We start from the raw sequence: 22,125 nt of genomic DNA, 5'->3' as shown, positions 1-22,125 counted from the left end.
AACTGCTGTTCATACCGGCGCCGGCGGCCACGCGAGAACGATCCTGGCAGAAGAACCCGAAGAAGACCCGGGTGCCTGCCGGACCGACACGGCCGCCACTCATCCCAACACCCAAACCAAGGAAAGCTCAATGAAGACAAGTACCAGGAAGTTCCGGCTCCACCGGACCCTTCCGACTATTCTGGCTGCCTCGTTGGCCGCCACCCTTTCCGCCACCGCCGCGTCGGCCGCGCCGGCCGCGCCAGCCCCTCAAGCACAAGGAAGCACCGCATACTACGTGGACTGCTCTCGAGGGGACGATGCCGCTTCGGGCACAGATCCCGGGCATCCCTGGCGCAGCCTGGCAAGGGTGAGCGCGCAGGACTTCACCCCCGGGACCTCGATCCGCCTGCTCCGGGGCAGCACCTGCGTCGGCACTCTGAATATCGACAGCTCCCACGTCACCGTAGGCAGCTACGGCGGCGGGGCCAAGCCACGGATCGACGGAGCGGGAGCCAGCGACGCCGTCCTGATCTCCAACGCCGAGGACGTCGAGCTGCATGACCTCGATGTGAGCAACACCGGCGCCTCCACGGCCCAGCGGCGCGGCGTATGGGTCCGCCTGACGGACTTCGGCGTCGGACGCCACTACGTCATCAAGGACGTCGACGTCCATGATGTCAACGGGCTCGACGACAAGAGCGTCCAAGGCTCGGCGGGCATCATGTTCTCATCGTTGGGCACCACGACCCCGACCCGGTTCGAGGATGTGCAGGTCCTAGACAACAGCGTCCAGCACGTCGACCGGACCGGCATCAGTTTCGCCAGCGCCTGGAATAAGCGACCGGAACAGGGTGACCAGACCACGACATGGTTCCCCAACACCGGCGTCCGGGTCGTCGGCAACCACGTGAAGGACGTCGGCGGCGACGGTATCGTCCTGCGCGTTTCGACAGGCGCCCTCGTGGCACACAACACCGTCGACGGATTCAACGAACGCTCAGCCGCCTACAACGCCGGCATGTGGTCCTGGAACGCCGACCACGTGACCTACGAGTACAACGACGTCAGCCACGGACACGGAGTTCTCGACTCGATGGCCTACGACATCGACGGCGCGAACAACGGCAACATCTACCAGTACAACTACAGCCACGACAACGAGGGCGGATTCCTCCTCATCTGCAACGCGCCCGGAGCCAAGACGTCCGACAACATCGCCAGGTACAACGTCAGCATCAACGACCGGAACACCTGGAGCCCGCCCTCCGGGGTCATCACCGTCGGATGCGGGGCACCGACCACAAGCACCCAGGTCTACGGCAACACCATCGTGACCAATCAAGCCGGCACCGCAATGGTCAGCGACTACCACAACAGGGGAGGGGTAACCTTCCGGAACAACATCTTCACCTCCACGGTCGCAGGCGGCCTGCCGTTCTACGATTCCAGCAACACCTACGACCACAACCTCTTCCATGGGCTCACCAACCTGCCCGCGCACAGCACCAACGCGGTCACCGGCGACCCCAGGTTCATCGACGCCGATCCGAAAACGCCCAAGGACGTCCGGCTCCGGCTCGATTCCCCTGCGGCCGGCGCCGGAACGCCCATCCCCAATGATGTGACCACTGACTACTTCGGCAAGGCGATCCCCGCATCGCCGAGCCTCGGCGCCGACACGAGGGCACCGGGCGCCAAGCTGGACTAGCCGGGCCGGCAACGGGCGGTCCCCGTCAGACGGCAGGGACCGCTCTGCTTGGTTGCCGTCCAAGGAAGGACGCCGGAAAAGTGTTAACAATCGCAATCATCGCAATCATATGGCTCGCACTGATCGGTCTTGCCCTTATATTCGGCCGTCGGCTTGCAAAATTCCGGGACCGCGATTAGTCGAGCCCACCTTCCTGCCCATCGCTCTGGACAACTAAGCCCGCTCTCTGACCCCCACGAGCACCCCAAACGCAGCCGCCGGCCGCCACGGAATGAGACGCATCATGAAATCCCTGATCGCCCTCAAACCCAAGAACCATCCTCTGACCATCAACCCCGCCCCGAGCGTCGGGAGGCGACGGGATCGCATCCCCTGGCCGCCCACCCAGGCCCGATTCGTCCCATACAGAACGCACCATATCGACCGCAAAGGAGAAAATGATCGTGAAGGACTCAAGTCACCCACACGTCTCGACGCCGGACGACGAAGGCTTGGAATCCGGAGTTTCCCGACGGACGCTGATGTTCGGCGCCGCCGCGCTCGGGATCATCAGTCCGGCTTTGTTTCCCGGCTCCGCTCAAGCAAGCCAGGAGACCGCCTCGATGCCCAGGGCGAACCTGCCGGACACGACGCCCGAGGTCGTCTACCAGACCTCATTCGAGGACTTCTCAGACGTTGAATGGGTATCGGACTACACCGCCTACGACTCGACGCAGCACCGCACCGGTGCTGCCTCGTTGCGCTACACCCGGGCAGACAGCACCACCTATGTTTTCGCCGGCAAAAAGATCCAAGGGACCACCGACGCGTACGTTCCAGTCTCGGTCTCCGTCTGGGTGAAGACCGCCAACATGCAAAACGGCGGGGCGTCAGTCTGCGTGGAATGGTACGCCGAAGACGGCACCTTCCTCACCGGCGGCTACACCGGCACAACCCAATCCACCGAGTGGGTCCAGCTGTCCGTGCCGCCACACGCGGCCCCGGCCGGAGCCGCGTACATGAAGGCCATCTTCTTCCTCAGCCGCGGCGCCACGGGGACGGCATGGTATGACGATCTCACCATCACCAAATACACGCCGCGCCTCCTGCGAGCGACCCTCGCGGCCCCGGCCTATCGTGGTCTGCTCATTCCCGGCGAACGACAGGAAATCGACCTTCGGATAGGGGTATTCCCGCCGTCCGGCATCCGTGCCACCGACTACCAGGTGCAGGTCGAACTCAGCGACGCCGCCGGCAAGCGCGTCGACACCAAGGCCTTCAAAGGATCGTCCCAGCTGAGGTACACCAGCCCGGTCTCGAGGCTGCGCGAAGGGTCCTACCAACTTCGGGTGAGCGCGCGCACCCGCGACGGTTCCACCGCCTCGGAGAAGACGTTCGCCCTTCGGAAGCTCCGTGCGGATGAGGTGCCAACGAGCTATCTCGACTCGCACGGAAGGGTTCGGCGCAATGGCGAGCTGTACTTCCCGATCGGGGCGTACAACGGGCCGACCACCGTGCAGAACCTCGACGATCTCAAATACGCGGGGTTCACCACCGTTCTGTCCTACCACGTACCGTCACCGCAAATCCTCGACGAGACCCAGGCTCGCGGGCTGACGACCCTTTTCATTCATCAGAATTCCGATGCCAATTTGGTCAACCAGTACAAGAGCCACCCGTCACTCCTTGGCTGGTACATCAACGACGAGAACCCCGCCGACAGCCAGGCCGACCGCCTCCGTCCGCGATACACATCAGTCGCGGACAACGATCCCAACCACCCGAGCTACTCGGTCGACTACCGCGTGTGGGCCGGTGACGACGCTCAGTATGTCACCGACGCCTTCGGCACGGACCCGTATCCGATCTTCGGCAAGCCGACCGACATCCCTCGCCGTGTCTTCACCCACACCGAAGCAACCGTGCGGGAGTTGCCCAACACCGCGATCTGGCCCGTCATTCAACTGCACAACCTCGGCAACTACAAGCACTTCGGCGTACGCCCACCGAACCTAGCCGAGGTCCGGAGTATGTCGTGGCAGGCCATCGTGGCCGGTGCGACCGGCCTGTTGTACTACTCCCGATTCGACATCGAGAACGACGTCAGCGGTTTCCCATACCGCACCCTACTGGACAATGCGAAAACGGTCGTGACCCAGATCCGGGAGCTCTCACCAGTCATCCTCTCCACCGAACGGACGCCGTCGATCCAGGTCGCTGACAACGATGCGCTGCGTTGGACCGCCCGGCGCCTCGGCAACCGCGACTACCTGTTCATGGTCAACCTGTCCAAAGAAGCCCGCCCCGTCTCATTCGCCGCGCCGGGGAATGACCCGGTGGACGTGCTCTACGAACACCGGAGCCTCAGCAAGACACAGGGCAGGTACACCGACGACATCGAAGGACTCGGCGTGCGGCTCTACCGGATTCCGTGATCTAGCCTGGCCTCTGCCGGTCAAGGGTCATCGCCGCGCCAGTACCACATTCAGATGGATGCGCCCGAGGCTCGGCGGCCTCTGATTTTCGCGAGCGTTCCTCAAACGAGGCATGCGCCCCGATTCGCGAGCACCACGGGTCCGAGGGTTGACTGCCTCATCCACCGATGCTGATCCCGTCGATCATCCGATCAATTACCCAATTGGAGTAGTAATGAGCAAGAAGACGCCATATCACCGCCTAATCATCGGATCATTGTTAGTCATTCTCGCTGTGCTGTCGTTCACCGCAGGCACCGCAAATGCGCGGTCCATCTCTGAGCAGCAGCCCAAGGGCGTGCGGATCACGACTCCGCCGCCGACGCCACAGGCCACCTCGTTCACGCTTTACGACAACACGTCGTACCCGCGCGCGAACCTCGAGCAGTACGGGCTTACCAGGGCCGCCGTTGTCTATGACGTCTGGCATATGGCCTGTACCGACACCGGCTGCACCAACATACCCACCCAGAGCGATTTCACCGCGAAGGTGCAGTACTTCGTCAGCCAGTTCCGCGCGGCCTCGACCACGCCGCTCACGCTGGATTTCGAGAACATCCTCATGGTCAGCGCGACCTCCGCCGCTCAGGCGCAGAACGAGCTGACGCTCTGGCAGCAGCTGATCACCTGGGCCCATGAGGCTGCGCCCTCGGCGCCGATCGGCATGTACTCCTATGACTGGTCAACGAGCTACACCAGCCTCACCCAGCAGCTCTACACACCCGGGTACCTGGACTACTTCGCCCCGGCGATGTACACCTACTACTCGACCCTGTCTGGGTGGGACAATGCGCTCAACCTGGCCGTCACTCACGACCAGTCCCTGAACCCCGCCTTGCCCATCTACCCCTACATCTGGCCGCAGTGGGACAACAGCGGCACCAGCCACCCCTTCATCTCCGCATCCGACTGGACCCACATCCTCACCAGCCTGCAGGCGCAGACCCAGGGCGCGATCCTGTGGTCCAGCAACGACTCCCTGGACGCCACCGCCTGCGGATGGGTCGGTGTCACCTCCGATCAGGCGGCCGTCCTTACCGGAACCCAGAGCTACGGTCCGCTCACCATCTCCGCCGCTACCCCCGACACCTGCTCACTCACCCGCGGCGCCACCACAGCCGTCGGAGTCACGGTCACGAACAACGGTAAGAACGCATCAGCACCCGCCACCCTGCAACCCGTCGCGGGCCAGCAGGGCATCACCGAGTCCTACAGCGACCCGAATATCCCCACGCTCCCACCGGGCCGTTCGTGGACGACCACCCTCAACATCACGGTCCCTTCCACCGAAACGGACACCACCGCACTGCTACATATCAATTACGGCACCGGCGACCAGCACCTGACAGTGGTCGTCCCCTGAACCCGGCAGGGTGAGTCCGAGTCGAAGTTGCGACGGGCTACCGCAGGGCATCGGGAAACTCCCAATTCCCTGCCGCAGGCCCTGCCGCCATGAATAGCTCGAGCTAGGTTCCCGCGAACGACTATCTGCTCGACCCCACGGTCCCAGCCAACCGTGACCTTCTGGAGCGGTCGCTGGCCCACTGGGTCGGCTTCACCGGGGCGCTCCAGGGCTACACGTTCACTGGAGCCGCTTCCATGAGCGCGTCGATGGGCAAGGGCGAGGACGCGCTGGGATATCTGAACACCCTGCTGGACCGCTACATCCAGCCAAACACCATGTACCGCGAGTCCGGGCCCGTGCTCGAGACCCCGCTGTCGGGCGCACAAGTGATGCACGACATGCTCCTGCAGAGCTGGGGAGAGACCGTCCGGGTCTTCCCGGGCCCTCGCCCACCTGGGCAGACCGGCTGCTCGGCAGCTCGAACGGACTCACGGTAACGACGAACCCCTGGAGACTCACATGACGTTTGGCAAAGGTAAATTCTGGTCGGTAGCACCCGTGACATCAGCGACATCGCCGTGTGCAACCGCAACGATTGCTGCACCGCACGGCTCAGCAAGTACTACGTCTTCGTCTCGGACAGCCCATTCCCGTCCTTGTCGGTCGCGGGGACTTTGGCACAACCGGGCGTCAAGCCCGACTACCAGGAGGCAGCTGCCGGCAGGCCCCTGTTTCATTGAGCAGCTGCGGATCTTCGGCACACATGAAAAACGTCAGTCATAAAACCCGTGGGAGGGCTCGACGGAATACACGTTGAATCCTATTCCCACCATTGCGTAGAAATGGTGGTCATACCGCCCGGCGAGCTCTCGAGGCTCATTCGAGGTCTTTCGCCAGAATCGTTCTGCGCATCTCCGGCCCACAGCAGAAATGACTCTCACTTGCAGGAAAATACTCTGAGATACGACCGCCCGGCCGCAGGTTGGCTGGAGGCACTCCCGCTCGGCAACGGTCTCACCGGTGCCATGATCTTCGGTGGAATCGCCCGGGAACGCATACAGGTCAACGACGCGAGTGCATGGTCCGGTTCCCCCGCAAGCGAGCACATGGCGCCCCAAATCGAACCTGAATCTGCAGCCGAACTCCTTGCGAGCGCGAGAGAAATGGTCGCCGCCGGGGAATTTGGGCAAGCGACGCAGAAGGTCCAAGCGCTCCAGCATCGCCACAGCCAGTCGTACCTTCCATTCGGCGATGTTTACCTGAACTTGATACGTCAGGAACTGACGGACAGAATCAGCAATTATTCGCGTCACCTTGACCTTGCCGCGGGCGTTCATACGACCGAATTCGAGGCCAGCGGCTCAAGGGTGCAGGTCAGGTCCTTCATAAGCCATGACCCGGATGTCATGGTTGTCCGGGTCGAAACTTCGTTGCCGGAAGGTCTCGATCTTTGTGTCTCCTTAGAGACCCGATTGCAGATACTCGGCCGCAATTCAGTTGAGGGCATGCGCGGACTTCGACTGAAGATGCCCACGGATGTGTTCGTGCAGGATGGGCTCTCCCAGATCACCTACGACGAGGACGACGCGTTGTCACTCAAGGGTGCTCTCGTCGTTAAGTGGGAGCACGACGGCATCGAATTGCAGGGTGGCCATACGTCACCGGATGTAAGGCTTCAAGCCTCCGGAGTACATGCGGCCACACTGTACATCGGTACCAAGACCACCTTCACAAAGTTGGGCGAGAACCCTCAGGGAACAGCGGAAGATTGCATCCAGCACCTCGACGAGCGCTTAACCACGGCAGTAGAGCAGGGCTCGGCAGCTCTTGAGAAGGCGCACTTGGCTTCTCACGGAGCGCTTTACCAGAAATCCCAGATGTGTATCGACGGAAGCGATGAAGCGCAGCTCCAGGCAACCGACGCCCGGCTGGCGTCCGCGAATGCTCACACAGGCGGCCCTTTGGCTGCGGATCCCGGGCTAGCGGCCCTAATGTTCAACTACGGTCGATACCTGCTGATGTCAAGCTCCCGCCCGGGGGGCGTTCCGGCAAACCTCCAAGGAATTTGGAATGACCAGCTCCCGGCACCCTGGAACTCGAATTACACCACCAACATCAACCTTCAGATGAACTACTGGGCCGCGGAAACGGCGAACCTCGCGGAATGCGCCCAGCCTCTTTTTGACTTCATTCAGGCCGCACAGATCACCGGCGGCAGAACAGCATCGCGCCTTTACGGTGCCAGAGGCTGGGTTATGCACCACAACTCCGATATCTGGGCTTACAGCCTGCCCGTCGGACACGGCAGGTTTCGCCCTACTTGGTCCTTCTGGCCCGTGGGAGGCCTCTGGCTCGCCAACCACCTCTGGGACCATGTGCGCTTTGGAGCGACCGAGGACTTTGGCCGGAAGCAGGCCTGGCCTGCGCTACGTGGCGCCGCACGCTTCGCTCTGGACCTGACGGTGGAGAACGCGGACGGTTCGGTGGGGACCTGCCCCTCCACATCACCGGAAAATGCTTTTGAACATCAGGGCCGACCGGTCGACCTGGGGGTGTCGTCCACCTTGGACCTGAGCTTGGTCAGGGAGGTCTTTACTCATCTGGTGGCCTTAGCCCGACTCCTGCGCATGGAGGATGATCCCGTGGTCCGCGAGGCTGTCACGGCGCTTCCCAAGCTGCCCATGCCCAGTGTCGGGCGGGGTGGCCGGATACGGGAGTGGCTTGCGGATGACCCCGAATGGGAACCAGAACACCGCCACCTCTCCCACCTCTACTTCCTGTACCCCGGGGATCTGCCGAGCGACGAAGTGTTGCGTACGGCAGCCTCGGCCAGTCTGGACGCACGGGGTGACGAATCGACCGGTTGGTCGTTGGTATGGAAGCTGGCACTCAGGGCCAGGCTCGGGCAGGCAGGGAAGGTCAGCGACCTTCTCAGACTGTTCTTCCGCGACATGAAGACCGACAGGGGAGGACAAAGCGCTGGTCTGTACGCAAATCTGTTTTCCGCCCATCCGCCCTTTCAGATCGACGGCAACTTGGGTTTTGTCGCCGCCCTCTCCGAGTGCTTCATTCAGAGCCACGGCGAAGAAATCGTCCTGTTGCCTGCGTTACCCAAAGAGCTCCGCACCGGCAGCGTCAAAGGGCTGCGCGCCCGCACTGGCATTGAAGTATCCCTCACCTGGCGGGACGGATCATTGACCGCGGCAGAGCTCATAAGTGACAGGAACCAGCAGGTGATAGTCCGTCTCAAAGGGCGCCCAGAGCCTGTTGACTTGAGGGCTGGCCGGCCTCGATCCCTGTCTCTCTGGTAACGGTCCGGTTCCTACGTCACGGCCCGCGCGCAGGGATGGGACGGCATCGAACGGAGGATCACGGATCAGGCGGAGGCGCCGGAGCCCGGTTTCTGGGCCGGCAAGGCCACCGTCTCGATGACCGGACTCGAAGACAACCTGGAAAGGATTGCCGCCATAACCCGCGAAGCCGGCTTTGAGTTCTCCGGGATCGGCGGCTATGCATGGTGCGATAACGACGACGTCGAACGCATGTACGCGGCCACCACCGGGGCCAGGACAGTCCGAACAATCGAAATATTCCCCCGATTCAGCCGAATCGGTCGGGACGCGGATGACGCGCTCGATTCTTGATCTAAACATCGGATGATTCGCGGATATGATCTAGTCATGGCTGTTACAGATGAAGCTATCAGCAAGATCAAGGACATGCTGATCCGTGGAGAGATAAAGCCCGGGGATCGCCTGCCGCCGGAAAAAGAATTGAGCGAGCATCTTGGCCTCTCGCGCAGTTCACTCCGTGAGGCGGTCAAGGCTCTGGAACTCATCCGCGTGCTGGATGTACGCAGGGGCGACGGAACCTATGTAACAAGCCTTGATGCGAAGCTGCTCAATGAAGCTGTCGCGTTCGTCGTCGACCTGCACCAGGACAGGTCGATACTGGAGCTCTTCGAGGTTCGGCGAATACTGGAGCCCGCTAGTGCCTTCATCGCCGCCAGCAAGATCACAACGGAAAGGCTCCAGGCTCTACGCGCCACCATGGATAGGATCGACGAGGGTACCGACGTCGAAGAACTCGTTGCCCACGATTTGGAGTTTCACCGCATCATCACCGAGGCCGCAGGCAACGACTACCTCAGTAGCTTGCTGGGGGCGTTATCCAGCAGCACGGTCCGTGCACGCATCTGGCGGGGGCTGACGCAGGACAAGGCAGTTACACACACTCTGGCCGAGCATAGAGCAATCGCGGACGCCCTGGAGCGCCGCGACGCCGAGCTTGTCCGGTCACTCGTTACTGTGCATATCAGTGGCGTGGAGTCGTGGCTTCGGCAGGCAATTTAGCCGCGATACTGGCGGCACCGCGGACACCTTTTGCGGGGGCGGCGGCGCCTGCTAGGTGCCCGTCCTCAGCCGCAACCCCTGCATGCCGCCGTCGACAGCCAAAACAGTACCTGATGTGGAGCCTGCCAGCGGGCTGGCGAGGCATGCAACAGCTGCGGCTACTTCTGACCCGTCGAAAAGCCGGCCGTGTGGCTGGCGAGCGTTGAGGACAGCGCGTTCAGAGGCGGGACCGGTTGAGGAGTCGAACAGGCGGCGCACCCAGGGTGTCTACGGTGCCGGGATTGACACAGGTCACGCGGATGCCTTCACGGATGTGGCCGGCGGCCATGGCCAGGGTGAGGGACAGCACCGGTCCCTTCGACGCGGAGTAGAGGGCGCGCTGGGGCTGCGCTCATCGGGAGATCCCGCCAGCTACAGAGGCAGGCGCCGTTACACGTTTCCGCGCCCTATAAAAACACTTGACGTTGCTGACCCAGCGGGTCGATTTCCAGCTCGACGACGTCCCCGGGCTTAAGGTACGGAAACCGGCCGGACAGGGCAACGCCTTCCGGGGTACCGGAAAGGAGCACGTCCCCTGGCTCCAGAATCATGTATTGGCTCACATGATGAAGAACGGTCGCGGAATCGAAAATCATATCTTTTGTGCTGGAGGACTGCCGGATATTTCCGTTGACCCAGGTGCGCAACGGGGGTGGCCGGCGTCAAGCTGGTCGGCCGGAACCAACCAGGGTCCCAAAGGGGTGGAGGCCGCCAGAGATTTGCCTTTGGTCCACTGGCCCGCCGCTTCAGGCAACTGCTAGTCGCGTTCGGAGACATCGTCGGCGGCCACGTACCGGCTATGCATTCCACAGCCTCGGCCTTCGTGGAAAGGTAGGACGCTTCAGCCGATGACGATGCAGGCTGTACGGGTGCGGCCGATGCCGTCGCCTGCCAGGAATTCCCGATCAATTTCCGGGGGTCAGATTCTCAAGGCTGAACCATCGCTCAACCCCGTCTTCGCCCTGGGCCAGAACGGCGGGCTGCTCGTCGCCTACGCGGCCTACCCTTGCAAATCAAAGATCCACAGTTCCTCCTTCGTGCTCGCTCAGTCATCCGAGCTCTGCGCTGTTGCTTTCTCCAATAGTATGAAAAATTCACCCGTTGACAAGCCAGACATCGGATGTTTATTCTCGATTGAGTTTCCTGACCAGTTACAGAGGATCGTGGCCGGGTGGACAAACGAAGCGCCCCCGGGTGGACAAACGAAGCGCCCCCGGGGCGACCAAGCAAGGAGCACAATGAGCGTCATCACCGCTGTGGACACCTTCGATATCCGCTTTCCCACCTCTCGGGAATTGGATGGATCGGATGCCATGAATCCGGATCCGGACTATTCGGCGGCATATCTGGTGATCAGGACCGATGCCGGTGACGGTCATGAGGGCCACGGTTTCGTCTTCACCATCGGGCGCGGCAACGAGGTGGAGACCGCAGCGATCGAAGCACTCCGCCACCACATCCTCGGCCGCAACGTCGAGGAACTGCTCGACGACATGGGCAGCACCTGGAAGCTCCTCGCCCACGATTCCCAACTCCGCTGGCTCGGCCCCGAAAAGGGCGTGATGCACATGGCGATCGGCGCGGTCGTCAACGCCCTCTGGGACCTCAAGGCCAAGCGGGCAGGGTTGCCGCTCTGGGAACTCCTTTCCCGGATGAGTTCGGAGGAGATCGTGGCGCTCGTGGACTTCCGGTATCTCAGAGATGCGCTCACTCCTGAGGACGCGCTGGGAATATTGCGGGCGGCGGAGCCGGGGCGCGCCGCCCGCAGGGCAGCGCTTCTCGCGGAGGGATACCCCGCTTACACCACGACGCCGGGCTGGTTGGGTTACAGCGATGACAAGCTTGTGCGTCTGGCCAAGGAAGCCGTTGCGGACGGTTTCGGGCAGATCAAGCTCAAGGTGGGGGCCTCGCTGGAAGACGACATCAGGCGCGTCCGCACGGCCCGCGATGCCGTGGGGCCGGATATCAAGATCGCGGTGGACGCGAACCAACGCTGGGACGTCCAGGAAGCCATTGAATGGATGACGCACCTGGCGCCCTATGACATCGCGTGGATCGAGGAACCGACCAGCCCTGACGACGTGCTGGGCCATGCGGCGATTGCCAGGGGCGTGGCTCCGATTCCCGTGGCCACGGGTGAGCATGTCCAGAACCGGGTGATGTTCAAACAGATGCTGCAGGCCGGATCGCTGCAGGTCCTGCAACTGGACGCGGCCAGGGTGGCGGGAGTGAACGAGAACATCGCCATCCTCCTCCTTGCGGCGAAGTTCGGCGTCCGCGTCTGCCCGCACGCCGGCGGGGTTGGTCTGTGCGAGGCCGTCCAGCACTTTTCGATGTTCGACTTCGTGGCAGTTTCCGGCGACAAGAATGGTCGGATGATTGAGTTCGTCGACCACCTGCACGAGCACTTCGTCACCCCGGTCGATGTCCACGATGGTTGCTACTGGCCTCCGTCCGCACCCGGGGCCGGCGGCGAAATGGCCCGCGGCACGCTGGCCGACTACAGCTTTCCCGACGGCCCGAAGTGGGCCGGCTAAAGGTCCTGCAAGACGCGCACATACACGCTTAATCACAAGGAGGTGATGGCATGACCCAGCAAGTGCCACCGCTGCTAGCCGTCCGAGGCGTCACCAAGAGCTTCCCTGGTGTCCGGGCCCTGCACAATATGCATCTGGAATTGCGCCGGGGTGAGGTCCTCGCCCTGGTAGGTGAGAACGGCGCCGGAAAGTCGACGCTCATGAAACTCCTTTCCGGGCTCTACGTCCCGGACCACGGAAGCTTCGACCTGGACGGCAAGCCCTTCGTGTCGAACGGTCCCAAACATGCTCAGGAACTCGGCATCAGCATCATCCATCAGGAATTCAATCTGATGCCGGACCTCACGGTGGCGCAAAACATCTTCATAGGCCGCGAGCCGCGGCGTTTCGGCCTACTCAGCGAGCACGCCCTGAACCGCAAAGCCCAGGATCTGTTCGATCGCATGAGGTTGCAGCTGAACCCGCGCGAAAGCGTGGGTCGGCTGACTGTGGCCAAGCAGCAGATGGTGGAGATCGCAAAGGCACTGAGTCATGACTCCAAGGTGATCATCATGGACGAACCCACGGCAGCGCTCAATGACGCTGAAGTGGCCACCCTGCACGATCTGATCCGAGGATTCATCTCGCTGGAGACTGGCGTCATCTACATCTCGCACCGGATGGACGAGCTCAAGCTGATCTCCCAGCGCATTACCGTGATCCGCGACGGCGAATATGTGGACACCGTCGGCACCGCAGAAACCTCCATGAAGGAGGTCATCTCCCTGATGGTGGGGCGGGAGGTTTCGGGAGAACAGCGCCCGACGGCGGCTACCGCCGGGGCGCGTACCGACGTCGTGCTTTCGGTTGAAGGGCTTGCCACCAAGGCGCTGCTGAGGGACGTCGGGTTCGATCTGCACCGCGGCGAGATCCTCGGTTTCGCCGGGCTCATGGGAGCTGGCCGGACCGAAGTGGCCCGGGCATTGGTTGGTGCGGACCGCGCCACTTTCGGCAATCTGCGGGTCCGCGGAGCGGATGTCGACATCCCCAATCCGGCAGTCGCGGCAAAGCTGGGAATCGGTTATCTGTCCGAGGACCGCAAGCATCTCGGTCTCATGCTGGAGCGTGACGTGAAGGAGAACATCATGCTCTCCTCGCTGACCGAAAACTCAGCGGGCGGTTTCATCAAGGAGGGTGCGTTGCGCCGGACCGCTGAGGAATTCAGCAAGAAGCTGCGGATTAAGACTCCCTCCGTCCACCAACTGGCCCGCAACCTCTCCGGCGGCAATCAGCAGAAGATCGTGATCGCGAAGTGGCTTGTAAAGGATTGCGACATCCTGATCTTCGATGAACCCACGCGCGGGATCGATGTCGGTGCCAAGGAGGAGATTTACAAGCTCCTTGACGAACTGGCGGCAGGCGGGAAGGCGATCATCATGATCTCCTCGGAACTGCCCGAGGTGCTGCGAATGTCCCACCGGATCGCTGTCATGAGCGAAGGCCGGATCACAGGTTTCCTCAACAATGCGGAAGCCACCCAGGAAAACATCATGGAGCTGGCCACCCGGCGTATCTCCGCTATACCAGGAGCAGTGACAGCATGAGCCTCGTAGACTCCCCGGCACCGCACAAACCGGGGCTGGAACCCACATCGGAAACCACGGCCCGCAAGGGAAACATCTCCGTGCGCCTGCGTTCGTCCTTGCAACAGTTGCTGGCCTTCGGTTCGTTGATTGTCCTCGTGATCTTCTTCGGCATCATGAACTCCAGGTTCTTACTGCCCACGAACCTCTCGGACATCCTACTCTCTACGGTGGTGATCGGGTTGCTTGCCCTCGGCGCGACGTTCGTGATCATCACTGGCGGCATCGATCTCTCAGTAGGTACTGGAATGAGCCTTTGTTCGGTCATGACCGGGGTGGTGTTGAGCTATCTAGGCCTGCCCTTGTGGATGGGCGTGGTGGGCGGCATCCTGATGGGTACCGTGATCGGTGCAATCAACGGCTTCTTCATCTCCTTCCTGAGAATCCCGCCGTTCATTGCCACGCTGGCAATGATGCTCGTGGCGCAGGGCATGGCCCTGGTGGTCTCCGGTACCAAGCCGATCTACTTCACCTCCACCCCGGGCTTCAGCAACCTGGCGCTCGGCAAGCCGATTGTCGGATTAGTGGTGCCGAACGCGGTGTTCATCTTCTTCGCCGCGGCAATACTGGCCGGCATCGTGATGAGCAAAACCCTCATTGGCCGATACACCTTCTCCATCGGCTCCAACGAAGAAGCCACCGCGCTCTCCGGAATCAACGTCCGGTCGTGGAAGCTCTGGATTTACACAGTGGCTGGCGCCTTCACGGGCCTCGCCGGCGTGATCATCGCCGCCCGTTTGAACTCGGCCCAGCCTGGGCAGGGTCTCGGCTACGAGCTGCAGGCGATTGCCGCCGTCGTGATCGGTGGAACATCATTGGCCGGAGGCAAAGGCTCCATTGTAGGAACCGTGATCGGGGCCCTGATCATGTCCGTGCTGACTAACGGCCTGCGCATCATCTCGGTGCCGCAGGAGTGGCAAAACGTAGCAATAGGCGTCGTGATCCTGGTGGCTGTCTACCTGGACATGCTGCGGAGGAAGGAGACCGCCCAGTAACCGTCAGCCACGCTTCTTCATGCCTGTCGCATCTGCACAGGACCGAGCCTTACGTCTTAGAAAACAAGGGAGTTTCCAAGCATGAGCAAGTCCATCTACAACCGCCGCTCTTTTCTCACCCTGACTGGCGTCGCCCTCGGGGCCGTGGCAATCGCCGGCTGCGATACCCCAGCCGCGGCTCCGGGTGCCGCCGCGACCGCGCCCGGCGCCAAGCCGTACATCGCGATCGTCTCCAAAGGCTTCCAGCACCAGTTCTGGCAGGCAGTGAAACAGGGTGCCGAGAAAGCCGCAGCAGAGTTCAACGTCACCATCACGTTCGAGGGCCCCAACACCGAGGCTGATGTGGACCAGCAGATCCAAATGCTAACCACGGCGCTCGGCAAGAACCCGGCAGCCATCGGTTTCGCGGCGCTTGACTCCAAGGCGGCCACCCCGCTGCTCGAACAGGCCAAGAGCAAGAATATTCCGATCATCGCGTTCGACTCGGGCGTGGACAGCGATATCCCGGTGGGCACCGCATCCACGGACAACAAGGCTGCAGCCGGAGAGGCTGCCAAGCACTTGGCCGGCCTGATCGGAAATGAGGGCAGCATCGCCATCATTTGCCACGATCAGACTTCTAAATCCGGTGTTGACCGCCGCGACGGCTTCAAGGACTGGATCGCGGCAAACGCCCCGAAGATCAAGATCGTCGACATCCAGTACGCCGGCGGCGACCAACTTAAGTCCACCGATGCGGCCAAGGCCATCATCGCGGCACACCCTGAGCTCAAGGGCATGTACGGCACCAACGAAGGTTCCGCAATCGGCGTCGTTAATGCTGTCAATGAACTCGGTCTCAAGGACAAGCTGGCCATCGTGGGCTTCGACTCCGGCAAGGCACAACTAGACGCGATCCGCGGCGGGGTGATGGCCGGCGCCATCACCCAGAACCCGGTGGGCATTGGTTACGAAACCGTCAAGGCCGCCGTCGCCGCCATCAACAAACAGCCTGTGAAAAAGGTCATCAACACCGGCTTCTACTGGTACGACGCCAAGAACATCGACTCCGAGCAGATCAAGCCGAACCTGTACCAATAGGGACACGCACAGATTTGGTGGGATTACACTCCTTCCAAGTCGTGCCGGCTACAGCCACCCAGAAGACCCCACGTGGGCACACCACTAGGAGCAAACACCTTGATCGCCCAAGCACCTTGGTTTACGGAGTCCCGGTTCGGCATGTTTGTCCACTGGGGCCTGTACGCCCTGCCGGCCCGGCACGAGTGGGTCAAGAACCGCGAACGCATTCCTGCCGAGGAATATGAGAAGTATTTCCAGCACTTCAACCCGGATCTCTACGATCCGCGGGAATGGGCCCGTGCGGCGAAGGACGCCGGCATGAAGTACGTGGTGCTGACCACCAAGCACCACGAAGGCTTTTGCCTGTGGGACTCCGCACTGACCGACTACAAGTCCACCAAAACGCCGTCCGGCCAGGACTTGGTGGCCCAGTATGTCGAGGCGTTGCGCGAATTTGGCCTGAAGGTGGGGTTCTATCACTCCCTCATTGACTGGCACCACCCCGATTTCACCATCGACGGGTTCCACCCCGAACGCGACAACCCCGAGGCCGCAAAGCTCAACGAAGGCCGCGACATGGCCCGCTACCGCGAATACTTGCACGGCCAAGTACGCGAACTGCTGAGCAACTACGGCCAGATCGACTACCTCTTCTTCGACTTCTCCTACACCAGCGAGGACCACAAGGAGATCTGGGGCGGCAAGGGCCGTGAGGCGTGGGGCTCCGTGGAACTCTTGAAGATGGTCCGGGAACTGCAGCCGGGCATCATCGTCAACGACCGCCTGGACATTCCCGGCGACTTCGCCACGCCCGAGCAGTACCAGCCTTCCGGGCCGATGGTGGTGGACGGCGTCGAGGTACCTTGGGAGGCATGCCAGACGCTGAACGGCAGTTGGGGCTATGACCGGGACAACCTGGACTACAAGTCCGTGGACTTGCTCGTCCGAATGCTCGTCGACGGGGTGTCCAAGGACGGCAACCTGCTCCTGAACGTCGGCCCCACAGGCCGCGGGAATTTCGATCCGAGGGCGGTGGAGTCCCTCCGCGGCATCGGCGACTGGATGAAGCTGCACTCCCGCGCCATCTACGGTGCCCGACCCGCGGCCTGGACCCCGCCCGCGGATGCCCGGTACACGCGCTGTGGCGACCGGCTCTACGTGCACTTGTTTGCGTGGCCGTTCGAATACGTCCACCTCCCCGAACTCGCCGGCAAGGTCGAATATGCCCAGCTGCTCAACGACGCCTCCGAAGTGGCGATGCTGGAGATCGCACCGGACCGGGAAGCAATCAACACCACCCCTGGGGGACAACCGGCGGGTACGCTGACACTGAAGCTGCCCGTCCAGCGACCGGACGTGGCGGTGCCCGTCGTCGAACTCTTCCTGAAGCCCGGGGTGTAGCGTGCCGGAAACCATTGCCCTGCACACCCGGCTCAAGCCGGGCACCGAGCAGGACTATGCGGATGCCCATGCGGGAATCCCCGCCGAGCTCGTCGCCGCCCTGAAAGAGGCCGGCGTGGGCAATTGGCGGATCTGGCGCAGTGGCCAGGACCTCTTCCACATGGTCGAAGTAGAGGACTATCAGGCTATGCGCCGGGCGCTCGCGGACCACCCGGCAAACGTCCCCTGGCAAACCCGCATGGCCGAACTTCTGGAAGTCCAGGATGACTATTCGGGCAATGACTCGGGCATCCAGTTGGTGTGGGAGCTGGCATGAGCGGGACGCAGTGGACTGGCCGGCTGGGCAAGCTCGGCTTCGGAGCGGCCGGCATCGGCAACCTCTACCGTGCCATGTCGGACGCCCAAGCTGACGCCACTGTCAACGCGGCCTGGGATGCTGGGGTCCGCTATTTCGACACCGCCCCGCACTACGGCCTGGGGCTGTCCGAGCGCAGGCTCGGCGCCGTACTCAGTAAGAAGCACCGCAGCGAGTTCACTGTGTCCACCAAGGTGGGCCGGCTGCTGGTGCCGAACACCGCGGGAGCCGACGCGAAGGACGACGAAGGCTTCGACGTCCCGGCTACGATCAAGCGCCAGTGGGACTTCTCCGAGGCCGGTATCCGCCGGAGCATCGAGGAATCGCTCGAACGCCTCGGCCTGGACCACGTGGACGTCGCCTACCTGCACGATCCAGACTTCCACGACCTCGCCAAGGGAATCGGCGAAGCGCTGCCTGCCCTGGAAAAGCTGCGTGCGGAAGGCGTGGTGAAAGCCATCGGCGTCGGCTCCAACTCGGCGGAGGCCGCTCTCGAATGCGTCGACGCCGCGGACCTGGACCTCGTGATGCTCGCCGGTCGGTACACCTTGCTTGAGCAGCCCAGCGTTCCGCTCCTGGACCGCTGTGTTGAGCGTGGCACCGGCGTGGTGAACGTGGGCGTGTTCAACTCCGGCCTGCTGGCGCGGCCCGAGGTCCCCGAGGACGCGCACTACAACTATGCGCGTGCCCCGCGCGCGCTCGTGGAGCGCGCACGGGCGCTCGCCGGCGTGTGCCGGGACTTCGGGGTGGAGCTCCCGACGGCGGCGCTCCAGTTCAGCCTGCGACATCCCGCCGTGGTGAACGTGACGGTGGGGGCCAGCGCTCCGGAGCAGATCGCCGCCAATGCCGCGCGGATGAATGAGGACGTGCCGGAGGAGCTGTGGGCGGCTTTGGCGGGTGTGACCGTGTGATTGATTCCCACCTGCACTTGTGGGAGCTTGGGCCGGGTCCGGAGAGCGACGCCGGACCCGGCCCCGCGAGCGGCCCGCGTCCCTACGCGTGGCTTGGCCCGCAACACGGCGCCCTTTTCCGCACCCACGACGAGAGCGAGGCATGGGACACCCTGGATGCCGCAGGCGTCGTTGGAGCGGTTCTCGTCCAAGCTGACGACACTGTTGCGGATACCGAGTCCATGCTCGCCGTCGCGGACCGCAACTCCTGGGTACTCGGCGTCGTCGGCTGGATTTCCCTCGAAAAGCCCGCCGAAGCGGAGCAGGAGTTGCAACGGTTCCTTCGGAATCCCGCTTTCCGGGGCATCCGGCACTTGGTCCACGACGATCCGCGGGACGACTTCCTGGAGTTGCCCGCAGTCCGCGATTCGCTGCGCATGGTTGCCGCCCACGGATTGGTGGTCGACGTCCCTGATGCCTTTCCGAGGCACCTCGGGCGGACGGTCCAGGTGGCCCGAGATCTGCCTGAGCTGACAGTTGTGCTGGACCATCTCGGGAAGCCTCCATTGGCCGATGCTGCAGCCATGGATTTGTGGCGTGCGGACTTCCGGGCCTTGGCCGAGCCCCCCAACACGGTGGCGAAGGTGTCCGGCCTGCACTTGCCCGGGATTCCCTTTACGGCCGAGGCCTTGCGTCCCCTGTGGGATGAAGCCCTGGACGCTTTCGGCCCGGAACGGCTCATGATCGGCGGAGATTGGCCCGTCTGCACCCTAGGCGCGCCGTACGGACGCACAATGGAGGTGCTTCTCGAACTCGCCGCCGGCCTCACGAAGGGGGAGCGGCAGGAGTTCCTCGAGGGAACGGCGGTACGGACGTACGGGCTTCAGAAGCGAAGTTAGAGCGCCTGACGCAGCCAGCTCTCGACGCCGCTGATGTGGACGGTGACGAGTGCCCGGACCAGCTCGGCGTCGCCGCGTTCCAAGGCGTCCGCGATGGCCTTGTGCTCGGCGAGGGTGTGCGCCACGGCCTTTTCCTGGGTCAGGCCGCGCCAAATGCGGGCCCGGACGGTACTGCTGGAGAGAGCCTCAAGAAGACCCGCGAGGTAGTCGTTTCCGGCCGCCTGGGTGATGATGCCGTGGAATTCGAGGTCGTGGGCCACGAGTTCTTCCACGTCGGTGTTCTCGTCGATTCCGTCCATGGTGCCCCGCAGGGCCGTGAGGGCCGTGGGAGTGATCTTGCCCGTGGCGATGAAGGCGGTGGCGGGCTCCAGGATTCGTCGGACCTCAAAGAGCTCCAGGATGGAACGGTCTTGATGGAGATCGACCACGAACGCCACGGCCTCGTTGAGCAACTTGGCGTCAAGGCTGGTGACGTAGGTGCCGTCGCCACGCCGCACGTCCAAGACCCGGATGAGTTCGAGGGCCTTGACGGCTTCGCGCAGTGAACTTCGGGAGAGGCCGAGCCGCTCGCTCAGTTCCTTCTCCGGCGGGAGGCGGTCCCCGGCCTTGAGCTCGCCGCGGATCAGCATGTCCTTGATCTTGCCGATCGCTTCATCTGTGACAGCCATGGCTACATCCTAACGGCGAATGATCGGATGTCTGGCACCCAACTAGCTCGCATTTGTTGTCGTTTTGAGGGCCCAAAACGACAACAAATGCGAGTCAGTTGGGGCACCCAACGCACGACGGCGGCACCTGCGGTTCCGCGCGAACGTAACCGCGGGTGCCGCCGTCGGGCACTCAGTACTGAAAGGGTTAGATCCTGTCCTCGGAACCGGCAACCGGCAGGTTGGCGATCACGGGTGAGCTGCCGGTGAACCCGTCGCGGGCTGCGGCGAGCTCGTGGATTTGCTTGCGGCACAGGTACCAACCGACCACCATGAGAGCGCAGGCAATTGCCGTGACCAACATGGTGAGCGGGGAGTCGATAAACACCATCACCAACACGCCCACCAGGAACAGCAGCGAGAGGTACCCGGTGTATGGAGCGCCGAACATCCGGAAGGACGGGCGCTTCAGCCAGCCCTTGTCCGCCCAGCGCTTGAGCTGCATCTGGCACAGGACGATCGTGGCCCAGGTAACGATGATGCCAACGGAAGCGACATTGAGGACGATCTCGAACGCATCGGCCGGGACCAGGTAGTTCAGCGGCACGCCAAGCAAAGAGACACCGGCGGTGATGGCGATGCCCCCGTAGGGGACACCGGCCTTGTTCATGCGCTGGGCGAACTTCGGAGCAGAACCGGCCACGGACATGGAGCGGAGAATGCGGCCGGTGGAGTACAGCCCGGCGTTCAGGGACGACAGGGCCGCCGTGAGGACCACGAGGTTCATGATCACGTCCACGCCCTGGATGCCGATATGGCCGAAGAACGTCACGAACGGGCTGACACCCTTGACATAGGAGGTGTACGGCAGCAGCAGGGCCAGCAGGATGACGGAGCCGACATAGAAGACCGCGATGCGGAAGACCACGGAGTTGATGGCCTTGGGCATGATCTTCTCGGGGTTCTCGGTTTCGCCAGCTGCGGTGCCCACTAGCTCGATCGAAGCGTACGCGAACAGCACACCCTGCATGAGGATGATCATGGGCAGGATGCCGTTGGGGAAGATGCCGCCGTGGTCCGTGAGGAGGCTGAATCCGACTTCCTGGCCCGGTACCGGGGTGCCGAAGATGACGAAGAAGGTGCCAACCACGAGGAACACCACCAGCGCGGCCACCTTGATGAGCGCGAAGTAGAACTCCATTTCACCGAACACCTTGACGGAAACGAGGTTCAGGCTCAGGACGACCACCAAGGCGATCAGGGCCCAGGCCCACTGCGGAACAACGCCCATCCACGGCACGTATTTGCCGAAGAAGTTCATGTAGAGGGCCGCAGCGGTGATGTCCACGATGGTGGTGGTGGCCCAGTTGATCCAGTAGAACCAGCCTGAGACAAACGCGGCCTTCTCGCCGAAGAACTCGCGGGCGTAGGAGACGAAGGAGCCCGACGACGGGCGGTGCAGCACGAGTTCGCCAAGGGCGCGCAGGATCAGGAAGGCGAAGAAGCCGCAGACCGCGTACGCGATGACGAGTGAGGGGCCCGCGGCGTTGAGTCGGCCGCCGGCACCCAGGAACAGGCCGGTGCCGATGGCGCCGCCGATCGCGATCATCTGGATCTGACGCGGCTTCAGGCTCTTGTGATAGCCCTTGTCCTCGGCGTGAAGGAGCTTTTCAGTGGCGTGCGCCTGTGGCGGGACAGTGTGGTCCGTGATGGGTGCATTGGTCATGGGAATCCTTAGGGGGTGTCCTGTTGGGGGTCCGGATCTCGCCGTCCGGCCTGTCTGTTCGGGCGCTCAGGCCCGACGGCGGCCGGTGAGTGCCGCCGTCGTCGCATAGTGT

Annotated in this window: 17 protein-coding genes and 2 pseudogenes; 15 read left to right on the top strand and 4 right to left on the bottom strand. The window is 62.8% G+C overall.

What is annotated here, in order from left to right:
* Positions 1-130 precede the first annotated feature (130 nt).
* The 7 genes and pseudogenes from HNP00_RS20085 to HNP00_RS20055 all read left to right on the top strand — a co-directional run bounded on the left by HNP00_RS20085 (position 131) and on the right by HNP00_RS20055 (position 9,840).
* A complete protein-coding gene (locus HNP00_RS20085) occupies positions 131-1,690 on the top strand; it encodes a right-handed parallel beta-helix repeat-containing protein (protein ID WP_184741482.1) in 1,560 nt (519 codons plus the stop codon).
* Positions 1,691-2,133: 443 nt separating this feature from the next.
* Entirely contained in the window at positions 2,134-4,104 is a 1,971-nt protein-coding gene (locus HNP00_RS20080) for a hypothetical protein (RefSeq protein ID WP_184741481.1), read from the top strand.
* 214 nt (positions 4,105-4,318) lie between these two features.
* The gene (locus HNP00_RS20075) at positions 4,319-5,506 is read left to right on the top strand and encodes a hypothetical protein (protein ID WP_184741480.1); all 1,188 of its coding nucleotides are present in this window, start codon (positions 4,319-4,321) and stop codon (positions 5,504-5,506) included.
* Positions 5,507-5,742: 236 nt separating this feature from the next.
* Positions 5,743-5,985, top strand: a complete 243-nt coding sequence (locus HNP00_RS20070) for a hypothetical protein (RefSeq protein WP_221451678.1) — start codon at positions 5,743-5,745, stop codon at positions 5,983-5,985.
* 444 nt (positions 5,986-6,429) lie between these two features.
* Positions 6,430-8,799: a glycosyl hydrolase family 95 catalytic domain-containing protein gene (locus tag HNP00_RS20065; RefSeq protein ID WP_184741479.1), complete on the top strand. Its 2,370-nt coding sequence runs from the start codon at positions 6,430-6,432 to the stop codon at positions 8,797-8,799.
* A gap of 45 nt (positions 8,800-8,844) precedes the next feature.
* A pseudogene (locus HNP00_RS20060) lies at positions 8,845-9,066 on the top strand (sugar phosphate isomerase/epimerase); the annotation flags it as partial.
* Between the two features lie 102 nt (positions 9,067-9,168).
* Positions 9,169-9,840, top strand: a complete 672-nt coding sequence (locus tag HNP00_RS20055) for a FadR/GntR family transcriptional regulator (RefSeq protein ID WP_184741478.1) — start codon at positions 9,169-9,171, stop codon at positions 9,838-9,840.
* A 51-nt stretch (positions 9,841-9,891) separates the two neighbouring features.
* Here HNP00_RS20055 and HNP00_RS20050 read toward each other — a convergent pair.
* Together HNP00_RS20050 and HNP00_RS23700 are read right to left on the bottom strand one after the other, a co-directional pair.
* A pseudogene (locus tag HNP00_RS20050) lies at positions 9,892-10,225 on the bottom strand (SDR family oxidoreductase); the annotation flags it as partial.
* 61 nt (positions 10,226-10,286) lie between these two features.
* Positions 10,287-10,475 (bottom strand): fumarylacetoacetate hydrolase family protein, encoded by a 189-nt coding sequence (locus HNP00_RS23700; RefSeq protein ID WP_311770628.1) that lies wholly within the window; start codon positions 10,473-10,475, stop codon positions 10,287-10,289.
* Positions 10,476-11,117: 642 nt separating this feature from the next.
* Between HNP00_RS23700 and HNP00_RS20040 the strand changes: the two genes are divergently transcribed.
* From HNP00_RS20040 to HNP00_RS20005, 8 genes are all read left to right on the top strand, one after another.
* Positions 11,118-12,416 (top strand): L-fuconate dehydratase, encoded by a 1,299-nt coding sequence (locus HNP00_RS20040; protein WP_184741477.1) that lies wholly within the window; start codon positions 11,118-11,120, stop codon positions 12,414-12,416.
* A 50-nt stretch (positions 12,417-12,466) separates the two neighbouring features.
* Positions 12,467-13,999: a sugar ABC transporter ATP-binding protein gene (locus tag HNP00_RS20035; RefSeq protein WP_184741476.1), complete on the top strand. Its 1,533-nt coding sequence runs from the start codon at positions 12,467-12,469 to the stop codon at positions 13,997-13,999.
* Positions 13,996-15,033, top strand: a complete 1,038-nt coding sequence (locus tag HNP00_RS20030) for an ABC transporter permease (RefSeq protein WP_184741475.1) — start codon at positions 13,996-13,998, stop codon at positions 15,031-15,033. Before HNP00_RS20035 ends, HNP00_RS20030 begins: the two co-directional genes overlap by 4 nt.
* Positions 15,034-15,114: 81 nt before the next feature.
* Positions 15,115-16,113: an ABC transporter substrate-binding protein gene (locus HNP00_RS20025; RefSeq protein ID WP_184741474.1), complete on the top strand. Its 999-nt coding sequence runs from the start codon at positions 15,115-15,117 to the stop codon at positions 16,111-16,113.
* A 99-nt stretch (positions 16,114-16,212) separates the two neighbouring features.
* A complete protein-coding gene (locus HNP00_RS20020) occupies positions 16,213-17,496 on the top strand; it encodes an alpha-L-fucosidase (protein ID WP_184741473.1) in 1,284 nt (427 codons plus the stop codon).
* 1 nt (position 17,497) lies between these two features.
* Positions 17,498-17,812 (top strand): L-rhamnose mutarotase, encoded by a 315-nt coding sequence (locus HNP00_RS20015; RefSeq protein ID WP_184741472.1) that lies wholly within the window; start codon positions 17,498-17,500, stop codon positions 17,810-17,812.
* Positions 17,809-18,762 (top strand): aldo/keto reductase, encoded by a 954-nt coding sequence (locus tag HNP00_RS20010; RefSeq protein WP_184741471.1) that lies wholly within the window; start codon positions 17,809-17,811, stop codon positions 18,760-18,762. The genes HNP00_RS20015 and HNP00_RS20010 overlap by 4 nt, the downstream gene beginning before the upstream one ends.
* Positions 18,759-19,640, top strand: coding sequence for an amidohydrolase family protein (locus tag HNP00_RS20005; protein ID WP_311770627.1), 882 nt, complete (start codon positions 18,759-18,761; stop codon positions 19,638-19,640). Before HNP00_RS20010 ends, HNP00_RS20005 begins: the two co-directional genes overlap by 4 nt.
* Here the strand turns inward: HNP00_RS20005 and HNP00_RS20000 are convergent.
* Together HNP00_RS20000 and HNP00_RS19995 are read right to left on the bottom strand one after the other, a co-directional pair.
* Positions 19,637-20,308 (bottom strand): FadR/GntR family transcriptional regulator, encoded by a 672-nt coding sequence (locus HNP00_RS20000; RefSeq protein ID WP_184741470.1) that lies wholly within the window; start codon positions 20,306-20,308, stop codon positions 19,637-19,639. The genes HNP00_RS20005 and HNP00_RS20000 overlap by 4 nt on opposite strands.
* 187 nt (positions 20,309-20,495) lie before the next feature.
* Positions 20,496-22,013: an amino acid permease gene (locus HNP00_RS19995; protein WP_184741469.1), complete on the bottom strand. Its 1,518-nt coding sequence runs from the start codon at positions 22,011-22,013 to the stop codon at positions 20,496-20,498.
* Positions 22,014-22,125: the final 112 nt, after the last annotated feature.

Origin of the sequence: Arthrobacter sp. AZCC_0090 (assembly GCF_014207375.1) — a bacterium.
In the GTDB taxonomy this organism is placed as follows: Bacteria; Actinomycetota; Actinomycetes; order Actinomycetales; family Micrococcaceae; genus Arthrobacter.
The sequence above is the reverse complement of the archived record's forward strand: the minus strand, read 5'-3'. Positions and strand labels throughout refer to the sequence as shown.

Bases quoted from the DNA above. Each gene is read 5' to 3' on its own strand.
- HNP00_RS20070 (WP_221451678.1), top strand. From the start codon at position 5,743: ATGAGCGCGTCGATGGGCAAGGGCGAGGACGCGCTGGGATATCTGAAC.
- HNP00_RS23700 (WP_311770628.1), bottom strand. From the start codon at position 10,475: ATGATTTTCGATTCCGCGACCGTTCTTCATCATGTGAGCCAATACATG.
- HNP00_RS19995 (WP_184741469.1), bottom strand. From the start codon at position 22,013: ATGACCAATGCACCCATCACGGACCACACTGTCCCGCCACAGGCGCAC.
- HNP00_RS20035 (WP_184741476.1), top strand. From the start codon at position 12,467: ATGACCCAGCAAGTGCCACCGCTGCTAGCCGTCCGAGGCGTCACCAAG.
- HNP00_RS20040 (WP_184741477.1), top strand. From the start codon at position 11,118: ATGAGCGTCATCACCGCTGTGGACACCTTCGATATCCGCTTTCCCACC.
- HNP00_RS20030 (WP_184741475.1), top strand. From the start codon at position 13,996: ATGAGCCTCGTAGACTCCCCGGCACCGCACAAACCGGGGCTGGAACCC.
- HNP00_RS20025 (WP_184741474.1), top strand. From the start codon at position 15,115: ATGAGCAAGTCCATCTACAACCGCCGCTCTTTTCTCACCCTGACTGGC.
- HNP00_RS20085 (WP_184741482.1), top strand. From the start codon at position 131: ATGAAGACAAGTACCAGGAAGTTCCGGCTCCACCGGACCCTTCCGACT.
- HNP00_RS20055 (WP_184741478.1), top strand. From the start codon at position 9,169: ATGGCTGTTACAGATGAAGCTATCAGCAAGATCAAGGACATGCTGATC.
- HNP00_RS20000 (WP_184741470.1), bottom strand. From the start codon at position 20,308: ATGGCTGTCACAGATGAAGCGATCGGCAAGATCAAGGACATGCTGATC.
- HNP00_RS20010 (WP_184741471.1), top strand. From the start codon at position 17,809: ATGAGCGGGACGCAGTGGACTGGCCGGCTGGGCAAGCTCGGCTTCGGA.
- HNP00_RS20075 (WP_184741480.1), top strand. From the start codon at position 4,319: ATGAGCAAGAAGACGCCATATCACCGCCTAATCATCGGATCATTGTTA.